The sequence below is a fragment of the Pseudooceanicola sediminis genome, assembly GCF_003575965.1.
Taxonomy (GTDB): Bacteria; Pseudomonadota; Alphaproteobacteria; order Rhodobacterales; family Rhodobacteraceae; genus Pseudooceanicola; species Pseudooceanicola sediminis.
The window spans coordinates 80,771-95,244 of record NZ_QWJJ01000013.1 but is presented as its reverse complement, the minus strand read 5'-3'; the positions used below and the strand labels follow the sequence as shown (position 1 = coordinate 95,244).

General features: G+C 64.5%; 12 protein-coding genes. 4 read left to right on the top strand and 8 right to left on the bottom strand.

What is annotated here, in order from left to right; all coding sequences use genetic code 11:
• On the bottom strand, nt 1–1,086 hold the full coding sequence (locus DL237_RS14810; protein WP_119399863.1) for an AI-2E family transporter: 1,086 nt from the start codon (nt 1,084–1,086) through the stop codon (nt 1–3).
• A 173-nt stretch (nt 1,087–1,259) separates the two neighbouring features.
• Here DL237_RS14810 and proS point away from each other — a divergent pair, with 173 nt between their 5' ends.
• The gene (gene proS / locus DL237_RS14805) at nt 1,260–2,597 is read left to right on the top strand and encodes a proline--tRNA ligase (protein WP_119399862.1); all 1,338 of its coding nucleotides are present in this window, start codon (nt 1,260–1,262) and stop codon (nt 2,595–2,597) included.
• 236 nt (nt 2,598–2,833) lie between these two features.
• Nucleotides 2,834–3,526 (top strand): DUF2937 family protein, encoded by a 693-nt coding sequence (locus DL237_RS14800; protein WP_119399861.1) that lies wholly within the window; start codon nt 2,834–2,836, stop codon nt 3,524–3,526.
• 53 nt (nt 3,527–3,579) lie between these two features.
• Here DL237_RS14800 and DL237_RS14795 read toward each other — a convergent pair whose 3' ends face one another.
• From DL237_RS14795 to DL237_RS14770, 6 genes are all read right to left on the bottom strand, one after another.
• A complete protein-coding gene (locus tag DL237_RS14795) occupies nt 3,580–4,509 on the bottom strand; it encodes a 2-hydroxyacid dehydrogenase (protein ID WP_119399860.1) in 930 nt (309 codons plus the stop codon).
• 113 nt (nt 4,510–4,622) lie between these two features.
• A complete protein-coding gene (rodA, locus tag DL237_RS14790) occupies nt 4,623–5,762 on the bottom strand; it encodes a rod shape-determining protein RodA (protein ID WP_119399859.1) in 1,140 nt (379 codons plus the stop codon).
• Nucleotides 5,759–7,702 (bottom strand): penicillin-binding protein 2, encoded by a 1,944-nt coding sequence (gene mrdA, locus DL237_RS14785; RefSeq protein ID WP_119399858.1) that lies wholly within the window; start codon nt 7,700–7,702, stop codon nt 5,759–5,761. Before mrdA ends, rodA begins: the two co-directional genes overlap by 4 nt.
• The gene (locus tag DL237_RS14780; protein WP_119399857.1) at nt 7,699–8,247 is read right to left on the bottom strand and encodes a rod shape-determining protein MreD; all 549 of its coding nucleotides are present in this window, start codon (nt 8,245–8,247) and stop codon (nt 7,699–7,701) included. Before DL237_RS14780 ends, mrdA begins: the two co-directional genes overlap by 4 nt.
• Entirely contained in the window at nt 8,240–9,220 is a 981-nt protein-coding gene (gene mreC, locus DL237_RS14775; protein WP_119399856.1) for a rod shape-determining protein MreC, read from the bottom strand. The genes DL237_RS14780 and mreC overlap by 8 nt, the downstream gene beginning before the upstream one ends.
• A 101-nt stretch (nt 9,221–9,321) precedes the next feature.
• A complete protein-coding gene (locus tag DL237_RS14770; protein WP_119399920.1) occupies nt 9,322–10,368 on the bottom strand; it encodes a rod shape-determining protein in 1,047 nt (348 codons plus the stop codon).
• Nucleotides 10,369–10,542: 174 nt separating this feature from the next.
• On the opposite strand from DL237_RS14770, the gene rlmJ reads away from it, so the two are divergent.
• Both rlmJ and DL237_RS14760 read left to right on the top strand, forming a co-directional pair.
• A complete protein-coding gene (rlmJ, locus tag DL237_RS14765; protein ID WP_119399855.1) occupies nt 10,543–11,322 on the top strand; it encodes a 23S rRNA (adenine(2030)-N(6))-methyltransferase RlmJ in 780 nt (259 codons plus the stop codon).
• Nucleotides 11,323–11,428: 106 nt separating this feature from the next.
• Entirely contained in the window at nt 11,429–12,427 is a 999-nt protein-coding gene (locus DL237_RS14760) for a DUF808 domain-containing protein (RefSeq protein WP_119399919.1), read from the top strand.
• A gap of 163 nt (nt 12,428–12,590) precedes the next feature.
• On the opposite strand, the gene DL237_RS14755 is transcribed toward DL237_RS14760, so the two are convergent.
• Nucleotides 12,591–14,177 (bottom strand): 2-isopropylmalate synthase, encoded by a 1,587-nt coding sequence (locus DL237_RS14755; RefSeq protein WP_119399854.1) that lies wholly within the window; start codon nt 14,175–14,177, stop codon nt 12,591–12,593.
• Between the last annotated feature and the right edge of the window lie 297 nt (nt 14,178–14,474).

Below are 14,474 nucleotides of genomic sequence, written 5' to 3'. Positions count from 1 at the left end.
TTATTCCGGGTCGCGGACCGACGTCGGCGGCGTCAGGGTGGTACCCTTGTAAAGGCTGCTCTGGCGATAGCGGGCGACCATGAACCGCGCCACGACGCCAATAGCGGCCGCCAGCGGGACGGCGGCCAGCATCCCGACGAACCCGAAGAGCGAGCCAAAGGCCGACAGCGCGAAAATCAGCCAGACGGGATGCAGGCCTACGGAGCCGCCTACCAGCTTTGGCGTCAGAAAGTTTCCCTCGACCATCTGACCGATCACGAAGATCCCCGCGACCAACCCGATGGGCAGCCAGTCGCCCCAGAACTGAAACAGGGCCAGGCCGATGGCGAGCGAGCCGCCGACCACCGCGCCGACATATGGAATGAAGGTGATCAGCCCGGCGACGGCCCCGACGACCAGCCCGAATTGCAGGCCCACCAGCATCAGCGCAATGGCGTAATAGGTGCCCAGGATCAGACAGACCGAGCCCATGCCCCGGATGAACCCGGCCAGAGTCCGGTCGATCTCGCGGGCGAGGTGACGAATGGTGGGGGCGTGATCGCGGGGCAGCAGGCTGTCGATTTCCGCCACCATATTGTCCCAGTCGTAGAGCAGGTAGAACGCCACGACGGGCACGATGACGAAAAGAACGACCATGTTCAGCAGGGTGCCGACCGAGGCAAGGGCGGTGTTGAGGAACTCACCGCCCTTGGACTGGATGGTTTCGCCAACAGCGATCAGCGATTTTCGCATCGTCGAATCCTGGTCCTGCATTTGCGGGAAATGCTGGGTCAGAAAGGATTGCAGATCCTGGAACAACTTGGGCGCTGTATCGAAAAGCTGGATGGTCTGGTTGACCAGCGTCGGCACGACCAGAAGCGCCAGAAGCACGAAAATAAAGACAGCGCAAAGGGTTATGATGGCTGTTGCCAGCCCGCGCGACGCCCCGAGACGTTCAATGCGATCCGCGACGGGATCGAGGAAATAGGCAACGGCACCGCCCAGCAGGAAGGGCATGATGACGCCCCCCAGCCACCAGAGCGCGATGAAGAACACCACGGCTGCGATGATCCAGTATTTCAGCTGCTGGCGAACAGGCAGGGCCACGGGGCAGTCTCCTTCGTATCTGTCCCTATCTCACCTTGTGGCGTTGGGAATTCAAGCACCAACAGGGCCGGAGACACGCGTGATTGCGGCGTACCGCGCGTGGAATTGCCATTGCCGGTGCGCGCGCCTTTCAATAAACCAAGGCCTGATGAGACCCTGAAAGGCCCGTGTACATGCGTCTGTCCCGCTATTTCCTGCCCGTTCTCAAGGAGACCCCCTCCGAGGCGCAGATCGTCAGCCATCGGCTGATGCTGCGTGCGGGGATGATCAAACAGGCCAGCGCCGGGATCTATTCCTGGTTGCCGCTGGGGTACAAGGTGTTGAAGAACATCGAGAGAATCGTGCACGAGGAACAGGTGCGCGCGGGCCATATCCCGATGCTGATGCCGACCCTGCAATCCGCGGATTTGTGGAAGGAATCAGGGCGTTACGATGCCTATGGACCCGAGATGCTGCGCATTCGCGACCGCCAGGATCGGGACATGCTGTACGGGCCGACGAACGAGGAGATGATCACCGATATCTTCCGCTCCAACGTCAGCTCGTACAAGGATCTGCCGCTGACGCTGTACCATATCCAGTGGAAATTCCGTGACGAGATCCGCCCGCGCTTTGGCGTGATGCGGGGCCGCGAGTTCCTGATGAAGGACGGCTACAACTTTGACCTGACCAAGGAAGATGCGCTGCACGCCTACAATCGCCACCTTGTGAGCTATCTGCGCACCTACGAGCGGATGGGATTGCAGGCGATTCCGATGCGGGCGGATTCGGGGCCGATCGGCGGCGATGATACCCATGAATTCCTGGTGCTGGCCGAGACGGGGGAGTCGGAGGTGTTCTATGATGCTGAGATCACCGATCTGAAATTCGGCAAGCGCGAGATCGATTACGATTCGGTCGAAGCCTGCCAGGCTGTGCTGGAAGAGTTCACCAGCCGTTATGCCCGCACCGACGAAACCCATGACGAGGCGCTGTTCAACGAGGTCCCCGAAGAGCGTCGCCGGGTTGCGCGCGGTATCGAGGTTGGCCAGATTTTCTATTTCGGAACAAAGTATTCCGATGCAATGGGCGCGACCGTGCAGGGCCCGGATGGCAAGCCTGTTGCCGTGCATATGGGCAGCCATGGCATTGGTGTGAGCCGCCTGCTGGGCGCAATCATCGAGGCGAGCCACGACGACAAGGGCATTATCTGGCCCGAGGGCGTGACGCCGTTTCATGTTGGCATCGTCAACCTGAAGAGCGGCGACGGCGAGGCGGATGCGGCCTGCGAGGCGCTGTATGCGCAGTTCGTGAAACTGGGGCTGGAGCCGTTGTATGATGACCGCAACGAGCGCGCGGGGGGCAAGTTCGCCACGATGGATCTGATCGGGTTGCCCTGGCGGATCACCGTGGGTCCGCGCGGCCTGAAGAACGGTGTGGTCGAGCTGACCAGCCGGCGGACGGGCGAGAGCGAGGAACTGACGCCGGAACAGGCTGTTGCGAAGGTGGCGGGGATTTACGCCAACCTGTGAGCGGTGGGCCGGTCGCACCTGCGGGTGCCTCCGGCGGGGGTATTTCCGGCCAGATGAGCGAGCCCGTCGGCAAATTGCGGTCTTTTGCGCCTAAGTGATTGAAATGGCCGGATTGCGACGTCGGTATCCTGACGGTATCTTGGCTGTATGTGAACGGTGCGGAATTCGATGTTCCGGTGTCGGCGGTGCAGTGGGTTCGGCTGCGCGATGGCCCGGGAGACCCCAGGAGGCAGGGTATGTTCTTGCGCATGATTGTGCTGGCAGGTGGCATTGCCGGGGCGGCCGGGCTGTCGCAATTTCCGGAGTTTACCCAGCAGTACCGACAGCGCCTTGCCGGGGCGGTGGATGAGCTGAGCGTGGTGACGGCCGATTTCGATGCCTCTGCGGCGGCCGAAGGGTTGAGCCGGGAGGCCGCGCTGGAGAGCATGGGCTCCGATGGCTTTATCGGGCGGCGGCATCAGGACATGGCACGGGCCTTTGCGCGGTTGGAGGTCCTGCGGGCCGACCTGGCGCTGCTGAGCGGCGCGGGGGCGTTCGAGCGGGTCTATTATGCCCGGCACATGACTGACCGGGAGGTTGCGCGCCGCGCGTTGGAGGATTTCGAGCCGGCGCTGCCCGTCACCTTTGAGGGGGTGACCTTTGCCGGGGCGGGATTCGTGCTGGGGGCTGTCTTGCTGTCGCTGCTGCTTGGGCTGCTGCGCATGCTGATCTGGCCGTTTCGTCGCAGCGGCACGAAGCGGCGCGGGCGCGGTGCAGGCAGGGGTGGCAGTGACAGGGGGGGTATTGGTCGTGGGGCGCGCCAGACGCGGGGCGGTCCCGTGGTCGAGACCTATCCCAAGGTGGGCGGGCGATCGGAGCCGCCATTGCGCCGTTCGGCGCCTAAGGTGCGCCGGGGGGGCGAGGAGCCGCCGCTGAAGCGGCCCCGGTAACGACCCTGTGCTGATCCTGTCTGGGTTGCGCGCCCGGGTTTCTGCGTCGTGCCTCAGTAGCCGCGGGTCCGGTCGACGCGGAACAGCAGGTCCTCTCCCGCTTCGCCGCGACGGATGTTTTCGGCAATGACCTCGGCTGCGGTACTGGCGCGGGTTTCAGAGGCGATATGCGGGCAGACCGTGACCTGCGGATGGGCCCAGAAGGGATGTTCGGGGGGCAGCGGTTCCTGGCGGAAGACATCCAGCGTGGCGCGGGCGATCTGGCCGCTGTCCAGTGCCGCGATCAGGGCCGCGTCGACGATCAGCGGGCCGCGACCGGGGTTCAGGATACAGGCACCCTTTGGCAGCTGTGCGAGGCGGGTGGAGTCGAGCAGGTCTGTCGTTTCGGCTGTGAGCGGCAGCAGCAGGATGAGGATTTGCGCGGTGGAGAGGGCCTGTTCCAGCCCGTCGGGGCCGGAGAGGCAGGTGAGGCCGTCGATCTGTTTCTGCGTGCGGCTCCACCCGGTGACGGGAAAGCCGAGCTGGGAGAGGGTCACTGCGCAGGCCCGGCCGAGTTCGCCCAGGCCGAGGACGGTGACGGGGCGATCCTGCGCCAGCGGGGGCACGAAGGGTTCCCAGGAGCCCGACTGGCGGGCGAGAAAATAGTCGATGTCGAGGTGGTGGCGCAGGGTGTGGCCAGTGACCCATTCGATCATGCCGCGTTCCAACCCGTGATCGACCATGCGGCAGAGCGGTTGCGTCAGGGTCTGGTTGCCCACGATCCCCTCGACCCCCGCCCAGAGGTTCAGCACGGCCTTGGTGTTGGTATAGGGGGTGAAATCGGTCAGGTCGGATTTCGGGGCGTAGACGATGTAGTCGACCTGTTCGGGCGCTATATCGCGGCTTAGGGTGACGGGCAGGCCGGCGGCATCGAAGGCGCGGCGCAGGGGGGCTTCGTATTCTTCCCAGGTGGGGGATGTCGCGGCGTAGAGCACGTTGATCATGGGGCCTCCGGCAGGTCTTGCGTGTGTCCGGAGCAGGCTAACAGGATGCGCCGGGGAGGTGTAGGGCGGGGTTCACCCCGCCTTGGAGTGCCTCACACCACCTGCGCTGCGCATTAGCGGGGTTTGTGGATATGCGCGCTTTGCACCAGCCCGAAGGCCAGCATCAGCACCAGCATGGCCGAGCCGCCGTAGCTGACCAGTGGCAGGGGCACGCCGACCACGGGGGCGAGGCCCATCACCATCGACATGTTGACGGCGAAGAACAGGAAGAAGGTCGTGGTGATGCCGAGGGTGAGCAGTGCCGCGTACCGGTTCTGGTTGGTCATCGCCGAGGAGACGCAGAACATGATGATCAAGGCGTAGAGCACCAGCAGGGCGATGCCGCCGACAAAGCCGAATTCCTCGGCCAGGGTGGTGAAGATGAAGTCGGTGTGTTTTTCGGGCAGGAAGTTGAGGCGTGATTGCGTGCCCTGCATGTAGCCGCGGCCCGCCCAGCCCCCCGAGCCGAGGGCGATCTTGGACTGGGTGATGTGATAGCCCGCGCCCAGCGGATCGGTGGAGGGATCGAGGAAGGTGTCGATGCGGCGGAACTGGTAGTTCTTGATCAGCTGCCAGTCGGTGCCCCGGCTTTCGAAGACCGCCGAGACGAGGCCGACGGCCCCGGCGATGACGGCGACGAAATAGGCCCAGTGGACCCCGGCGATGAACATCACCGCGCCGCCGCCGGTCAGCAACAGGATGGCGGTGCCGAGGTCGGGTTGCTTGAGCACCAGGAAGGTGGGCACGAGGATGATCAACACGGGCAGGATGACCCAGACCGGGTGGCTGACCTTGCGCGCGGGCAGCCAGTCGTAATAGGCGGCGAGGAACATCACCAGCGCGATCTTCATCAGTTCGGAGGGTTGCAGGCGCAGCGGGCCGAGGTCGATCCAGCGTTGTGCACCCATGCCGATGGAACCGAACAGTTCGACCGCGATCAGCAGCATGAGAGAGATGCCGTAGGCGACGCCCGAGATATTGCGCCAGAACCAGATCGGCACCATGCCGACGGCGAACATGACCGCGAGGCCGAGGGCAAAGCGTTTCATCTGCGGTTCGGCCCAGGGGGTGAAGCTGCCGCCTGCGACGGAATAGAGCATCAGGAAGCCGACCGAGGCGACCGCCGTCAGCAGCAGCGCCAGCGGCCAGTTCAGATAGAGCACCTTGCGCAGGCCGGACGGCGTGGTTTTGACGGCATATTCAAGATAGCTCATGCGCGGCTCTTCTTCTCTCGCTCGACGTCGGGGCGCAGGGCGCGCAGGCGCTCCTGGCGTTCGCGCACGGCGTCGCGGTCTTTTGCGGGGTAGGCATCGAGCGGCGGGTCACCTTCGAACAGGGCCTGGAGGGTGATGTCGCGGGCGATCGGCGCCGCGGTGGAGGAGCCCCCGCTGCCGTGTTCCACGACGACGCAGACGGCGACCTTGGGGTTGTCGAAGGGCGCGAAATCGACCCAGAGCGCGTGGTCGCGACGTTCCCAGGGCAGGTCGGCGTTGCTGGTCACCCCGGCGGCGCGTTCGGCGGCGGAGATGTTGCGGACCTGGGACGTGCCGGACTTGCCCGCCATGCGGTAGCCCTCGGCGATGATGCGCGCGCCATAGCCGGTGCCGCGGCGGTTGTTGGACACCTCGAACATGCCCTGGCGGACGTGACGCAGGTTGTTGGGGTTCAGCCCGAGGCTTTCGCCCGATCCGGAGGGCTGTTCGACGCCGTCGATGCTCTTGATGATGCGGGGGGTCACGTTGCGCCCGGTGGCGACGCGCGACGCCATGATCGCCAGTTGCAGCGGCGAGGCCAGCACGAAACCCTGCCCGATGGCGGAGTTGACGGTATCGCCGATCACCCAGTCCTGCCCGCGCACGGTGCGCTTCCATTCCTTGGTGGGGGCAAGGCCGGTGGCAACGGCGGACATCGGAAGGTCGTGGTGCACGCCGATGCCCAGCTTCATCGCCATTTCCGAGATCTTTTCGATGCCGACCTGCATGGCCAGTTCGTAATAGAATACGTCGCAGGAGTGTTGCAGCGAGCCCTCAAGATTGACCGAGCCGTGTCCGCCGCGTTTCCAGCAGTGAAAGCGGCGGTTCGAAACCTCGATGTAGCCGGGGCAGTAGAAGGTGTCTTCGGGGCCGATCACGCCAGCCTCGAGCCCGGCCAGCGCCACGACCATCTTGAAGGTGGACCCGGGCGGATAGATGCCCTGCACCGCCTTGGCGGCGAGGGGGCGATACTTGTTTTCCGTCAGGGCGCGGTAATCGGTGACCGAGATGCCTTCGACAAAGAGGTTGGGATCGAAGGTGGGGGCCGAGCCGACGGCCAGCAGATCACCATGTTCGCAGTCGATGACCACGGCAGCGGCGCTTTCACCGGCCAGGCGGGCCTGCACGTAATTTTGCAGGCGGTAGTCCGTGGTCAGTTGCAGGTTGGCGCCGGGCACGCCTTCGCGGCGGTCGAGTTCACGCATGACCCGGCCAACGGCGTTGACCTCGACCCGGCGGGCCCCGGCAGAGCCGCGCAGCTGGTCTTCCATCTTGGCCTCGAGCCCGACCTTGCCGATCTGGAAGCGCGGGATGCGCAGCAGCTGATCGGGGTCTTCGAGTTTCGACAGGTCGTAGTCAGACACCGGGCCGACGTACCCGACGACATGGGCGAAATCCTGTGCCAGCGGATAGCCGCGCGACAGCCCGACCTCGGGTGTGATGCCGGGCAGGGCGGGGGTGTTGACGGCGATGCGCGAGACGTCTTCCCAACTGACGCGATCCGCCAGGGTGATCGGCAGAAACGGTGCTGACCGCTTCATCTCGGTCATGGCGCGTTCGATCTCCTCGGGGTCGAGTTTCACGAGATGCGACAAGCGGCCCAGGACGGTATCGATGTCGCCTGCGTCCTCGCGCACGATGGTGATGCGGTAGGCGGGTTCGTTCCGGGCAATGGCGACGCCATTGCGATCGAATATCTCGCCCCGGGCAGGCGGGATCAGGCGGATGTTGATGCGGTTTTCCTCGGCCAGCATTCGGAATTCATCGGCCTGATCGACCTGGAGAAAGCGCATCCGCCAGGCCAGAACGCCGATGAAGCTGGCCTGGAGACCCCCGACGAAGAGGGCGCGGCGGGTCAGGCGGCGAGAACCTGTCGCGGTATCCTTGGGCGTGCGTTTCATAGGCGGTGTCCCAGCGAGTCGACTTCGCCCACGGCGGCGCGGCGCAGGCCGAAGAACAGGATCGAGAAGGTGGCGGTGATCGGATAGAACGCCACGGTCATCACCAGCTGGCTGAGGGTGACCGACAGCTGCGGCTTGTCCAGCAGGAACAGCCCGAGCGCGAGGCGGTAGCCCAGCAGGACCACAGCCGTCGTCATCGATGCGGCCAGCCATTCGGCCAGGAAGTTGCGGTCGCGCATGGCGCGGGCGCGGCGTTTCAGGCGGTGCAGGGCAAAGACGGCAATCGCCGCCATCAGCCCCGGTGGCCGCATTTGCAGCAGGTCCGACAGCAGGAACAGAGCGGCGATCAGCAGCGTCGGCACCAGTTCGGGACGCCGGATCGCCCAAACAACGGTGAGCGACAGCATCAGGTCCGGCCCGGCCCAAAGGCGGGGCATGGTTTCAAGCGGCAGCAACCCGAACATCATCAGCACCACGAACAGGCCCGCGTAGGCGGCGCGCAGGCCCCAGATGCGGGGCAGGGAGGCGCGGATCGCCTCAGCCATCGGTGCCCCCGGTCGCCTGCGCACCGGCGGGGGGCAGGGCGGGCTGTCCTTCGGCATCGGGAGAGGCAGAGGGGTCGGTTTCCGACGCGCCGGGCAGCGGCGCGATCAGGTCGGGCAGCGGCGCGATCAGCGAGCCGGGATCACTGAGATCCTCGGTGCCGAGATGGCGCAGAACGCGCAGGTATTCGAGACGTTCGTAATCGGCCGCGAGGCGGACGCGCAGGCGGCCGTTGGCGTCTTCGGCCACCTGTCCGACCAGGAGGCCCGCGGGAAAGACCGCCCCGTCGCCCGAGCTGATCACCCGATCACCGGGCCGCACGAGGTCGGGGTTTTCCAGGAAATCGATCGGCGGCGCGGCGGTATTGTTGCCCATGATCATCGCCGTCTGCCCGGAGGGCTGGATGATCACCGGCAGGCGCGACGACGTATCCGTCAGCAGGATGACGCGGGAAATCTGCTGGCCGACGCCCGAAATGCGGCCGACCAGGCCGATGCCGTCCATCGCGGCCCAGCCATCGACGATCCCGTCGCGCGCCCCGATGTTGAGCAGCACGGACTGGCGGTAGGGCGAGCCGCTGTCGGCCATCACGACACCGGTGATATAGGTCAGGCGCGGATCGAGGCGAACGTTGTTGAGGTCGAGCAGGCGGGCGTTTTCCTGTTCGAGTTGCAGCGCGGCTTCTTTCCAGGCCTTCATCTGCTGCAACTCTCGCCGCAGTTCCTGGTTCTGGTCGTAGATGCGTGAATAGCTCTGGAAATCGCGGAGCAGGTTGATGGTGCCGGTGACGGGTGCCATGGCCCAATCCATCTGCGGCATGACCCTGTCGATCACCTGGGAGCGGAACCGTTCGACACGCGGCGAGTCGATTCGCCACACGAGGAAAATCGCGAACAGCACGAGCACCAGCACGCTGACCAGCATACGCCGCAGCGGGGTGACATAATCGTCGTCCTGTGTCCGGTCCTTGGCCATGCGTCCCCGTTGGTGACTCCGTCAGTCAAACGGTCAGAAAACATATCCCGCGTGGCCCACGCAGGGGCCGCGCATCGTGATACGACGTCAGCCTGTGGGCCTTAGCTGTCGTAGTCAATCGCGTGACGGAGCTGCTTTTCGTATTCCAGCGCCTTGCCCGTGCCAAGGGCCACGCAATTCAAGCTTTCGTCAGCGATGGAAACGCCGAGGCCGGTCTGTTCACGCAGCGCCAGGTCAAGATCCCCCAGCAGCGCGCCGCCACCGGTCAGCATGACGCCACGGTCGACGATGTCGGCGGCCAGATCGGGCGGAGTTGCCTCAAGCGCGGTCATCACCGCTTCGCAGATCTGTTGCACGGGTTCGGCCAGCGCTTCGGCAATCTGGGCCTGCGTGATCTCGATCTCCTTGGGCACGCCGTTCAGCAGGTCGCGGCCCCGGATGTGCATCGAGGTGCCGCGACCATCGTCGGGCATGCGCGCCGTGCCGATCGAGGTCTTGATGCGTTCGGCGGTGGATTCGCCCACCAGCAGGTTCTGCTGACGACGCAGGTACGAGATGATGCCTTCGTCCATGCGGTCGCCGCCGACGCGCACGGAACGGGCATAGACGATATCGCCCAACGACAGCACCGCCACCTCGGTCGTGCCGCCGCCGATGTCGACGACCATGTTGCCGGTCGGGTCGGTGATGGGCATGCCGGCACCAATGGCGGCGGCGATGGGTTCTGCGATCAGTCCGGCGCGGCGTGCACCTGCGGACAGGACCGATTGGCGAATCGCGCGTTTCTCAACGGGTGTCGCGCCATGCGGTACGCAGACGATGATCTTGGGTTTGGAAAAGGTCGACCGACGATGCACCTTGCGGATGAAATACTTGATCATCTCTTCGGCGACATCGAAATCGGCGATGACGCCTTCGCGCATCGGGCGGATCGCCTCGATGCTGCCGGGCGTGCGGCCCAGCATCAGCTTGGCGTCCTCGCCGACGGCGAGCACCTTCTTGACGCCGTCCTTGACGTGATAGGCAACCACCGAAGGTTCTGACAGGACAATGCCCCGGCCTTTTACGTAAACCAGCGTATTCGCCGTGCCGAGGTCGATCGCCATGTCCGAGGAGAAGAGCCCCGGAAATCTGTCGAAAAGTGCCATATGTGCCTGTCCCGAATCCATACCCCATTGGGCCCGCGACTCTGCCAGACCACAACCGTGGGTCCTTATAGGCAAGGCGTTTCCTTGTGGAAAGGGCAAGCCCAAAGGAATTGAGCACCAATCCGCTTTGTCAGAGGTGATTGCGCGGCATCAAGGCAGCGCGTATCGGGGGGTATGCTGTCATATCAACACATCTATCACGCCGGAAATCCCGCAGACCTTCACAAGCACGCCCTGTTGGCGGTGATGCTGGCGCGGATGACCGAAAAGGCGAAACCGATCAGTTACCTGGAAACCCATGCGGGGCGGGGCCTGTATGATCTGGGCAGCGCCGAGGCGCTGAAAACCGGCGAAGCCGCTGCGGGTATCGGGGCGCGGGGCGACTGGTTCGCGCCCGATCATCCCCTTGCCAGGGCCGTTGCCGCGGTGCGCGCCGAGCACGGGCCGGACGCCTATCCCGGGTCGCCGCGCGTCGCGGCCGAATTGCTGCGCCAGGACGACCTGATGCACCTGGCGGAACTGCATCCGCGCGAACACGACGCCCTGCTGGAGGCGATGATCCGCCACGCGGCCCGCGTCTATCGTCAGGACGGATTTGAAATGGCCATGTCGCTGTGCCCGCCCGAACCGAAGCGGGGCATGATCGTGATCGACCCGAGCTACGAGATGAAGGAGGATTACGCCACGATCCCCGATTTCATCCGCAAGCTGCACCGCAAGTGGAACGTCGGGGTGATCGCGCTGTGGTATCCGATCCTGCGGGACGCCCGCCACCACGAGATGATCGCTGAGCTGGAGGAGGCCGACCTGCCCAAGGTGTTGAAAAGCGAGGTCGCCTTTCCACCGGTGCGCAAGGGGCACGGCATGATCGGCAGCGGCATGTTCATCGTCAACACGCCCTTCGGTGCCGAGGTCGAGGCGGCGCGTCTTGCCGCATTGTTTGCGCAAGGCTGATCACGTCGCGCCGGATCGCGCTGGCAACCGGAGCGACGCGCGCTATCCTTGATCTGGACCTGGCCGGGGGATGTCCTGGCCCCTTGATGATTGGGCATTGGACAACATGAGCGGACTAATCGCACTTCTCGATGACGTGGCGGCGATTGCCAAGGTGGCGGCTGCGTCGGTCGATGACGTGATCGGGCAGGCCGTCAAGGCATCGTCAAAGGCGGCCGGGGCGCTGATCGATGATGCGGCGGTATCGCCGAAATACGTGCAGGGGTTTTCCGCCGAACGCGAAATCCCCATCGTGTGGAAAATCGCGCGCGGATCGCTGTTCAACAAGCTGGTGATATTGTTGCCGATTGCGTTGTTGCTGGCCAGTTTTGCCCCGTGGGCAATTTCGCCCCTGCTGATGCTTGGCGGCGCTTATCTGAGTTACGAGGGCGCCGAGAAGGTCTGGCACGCCGTAGCGCCGGGGCACCACGAGGCGGCGGAGCTGGTCGAGAAAAAGAAGGCCGATCCCCACCTGGAAGAAAAGAAGGTGAAGGGGGCGATCAAGACCGATTTCATCCTGTCCGCCGAAATCATGACGATCACCCTGTCGGCGCTGCCGCAGGATCTGTCGATCTGGATGGAGGCCGGGGCGATGGCCGTGGCCGGGGTGCTGATAACGCTGGCCGTCTACGGGGCCGTGGGCATCATCGTGAAGGCGGATGATCTGGGCCTTGCCATGGCGCGCCACGGCCGCCTGTCCGTGACCCGCTGGCTGGGCCATTTCATCGTGCGCGCGATGCCGGTGTTCCTGCAGATACTGGTGGTGGTCGGCACCGCGGCAATGATCTGGGTCGGCGGGTCGATCATCGTGCATGGCGTGCATGAACTTGGCTGGCACTGGCCACAGGAATTCATCCACCATGCTGCCGTTTCGGCCAGTGCCCTGGTGCCCGAGTCACTGGTGGGGGCGGTCGAATGGGTCGTCACGGCGGCGCTGGACGGGGTCGTCGGTCTGATCCTGGGCGCGGTGCTGCTGATGGTCGTGACGCCGGTGATGTCGATGTTCGGCAGCGGCAAGGACGAGGCGAAGGCCGGGGCAAAGGCCGAGGCAAAGGCCAGAGGCTGAGAGCTGAGCCTGAGTGGCGAGAGCGGGGGAAGCAGGACTTGGCAGACGTTTGGCTGCGAGGGGCATCTCTGATGACGAGGGGCGTTTGGCGGCCAGTCGCGTGAAAAAGGCCCGGAGCGATGCACCGGGCCTTTCCTCATTTCAGCATGTGCGGCGATCAGGCTCAGCCGGCATCCTTGTAGTTGATTTCACGCGCATCGGCGCCCGCGCCGACCTTGCCGCGCCGGACGAGCAGGCGGTTGAGGGCGTGGATATAGGCCTTGACGCTGGCGACGACGGTATCCGTGTCGGCGTTGGAGCCGGTGACGATGCGGCCATCCTCGTTCAGGCGGACCGATACGGTGGCCTGGGCGTCGGTGCCTTCGGTCACGGCCGAGACCTGGTAGAGTTCGAGCCGCGCTTCGTGCGGGAAGATTTCCTTGACCGCGTTGAAGGCCGCATCGACGGGGCCGTCGCCGGTGGTGGAGGCGGTCTTTTCGGCACCTTCGACCGTCATGACCATTTCGGCGGATTGTCCGCCGGTGCCGCAGACGACGCGCAGGTCCTTGAGAACAAGGAAATCCGGGGTGGCATCATCGGAGACGCGGACGAGGGCGAGAAGGTCGTCGTCGTAGACCTCCTTCTTGCGATCGGCGAGTTCCTTGAAGCGCACGAAGACGTCGGCCAGCTGGTTGTCGGCCATTTCAATGCCGAGTTCACGCAGCTTGGAGCGCAGCGCGGCGCGGCCCGAATGCTTGCCCATGACGAGGGAGGTTGCGGCGAGGCCGACATCCTCCGGGCGCATGATCTCGAAGGTCTCGGCATTTTTCAGCATACCGTCCTGGTGGATGCCCGACTCATGCGCGAAGGCGTTCTTGCCGACGATGGCCTTGTTGAACTGGACCGGGAAGCCGGAAACCGCCGCGACCCGGCGCGAGATGTTCATGATCTTGGTGGTGTCGACGCCTGTGGCATAAGGCATGATGTCATTGCGCACCTTGAGGGCCATGACGACCTCTTCCAGCGCGGTGTTGCCCGCCCGTTCACCGAGGCCGTTGATGGTGCATTCGACCTGGCGTGCGCCAGCCTCGACCGCGGCGAGGGAGTTGGCCGTCGCCATGCCGAGGTCGTTGTGGCAGTGCGTTGCAAAGATGATCTCGTCCGCGCCGGGGACGCGTTCGAGCAACATGCGGATCAGGTCAGCAGATTCGCGCGGGGCGGTATAGCCGACGGTATCGGGGATGTTGATCGTGGTGGCGCCGGCCTTGATCGCGATCTCGACCGTGCGGCAGAGATAGTCATGTTCGGTCCGGGTGGCGTCCATCGGCGACCATTGCACGTCGTCGCAGAGGTTGCGCGCATGTGACACGGTGTCGTGGATGCGCTGAGCCATTTCATCCATGGTCAGGTTCGGGATGGCGCGGTGCAGCGGCGAGGTGCCGATAAAGGTGTGGATGCGGGGTTTTGCGGCGTGCCTGACGGCCTCCCAGCAGCGGTCGATGTCCTTGAAATTGGCGCGGGACAGGCCGCAGATCACCGCGTTTTTCGAGTTCTTTGCGATCTCGGACACGGCGTTGAAGTCACCTTCGGAGGCGATGGGGAAGCCGGCCTCGATGATATCGACGCCCATGTCGTCCAGCATGGCGGCGATTTCGAGCTTTTCCTCGTGCGACATGGTCGCGCCGGGGCTTTGTTCGCCGTCGCGCAGCGTGGTGTCGAAGATGACGACGCGGTCTTGATTTGCAGCGGTCGAGGGAGTCGTATTGGTCATTGGATGTCTCTTTCTATTCTCCTGAAGCCTTGGCGCGAAGGGCTGGTCCCCTGAGCGAGTCGCGCCGATGCGGCACCGCTCAGAGGCGGATTAGGAGAAGCAGGCCAGCACGAAGCGCCCCGAAGGGAGCTGGTGCGAAAACGGTATGTGCCTGGGTCATCATGTGGCTGTCTTTACCCAAAGGCAGAGCCGATGGGAACCCGGAAAGTTCGCTGCAGGTGCGAAGGGGGCGAGGGCACGGTCTGAGGACAGGGCAGGATCTGGATATTTGCAACAGGGAAACAGGGTGGGGCGCGA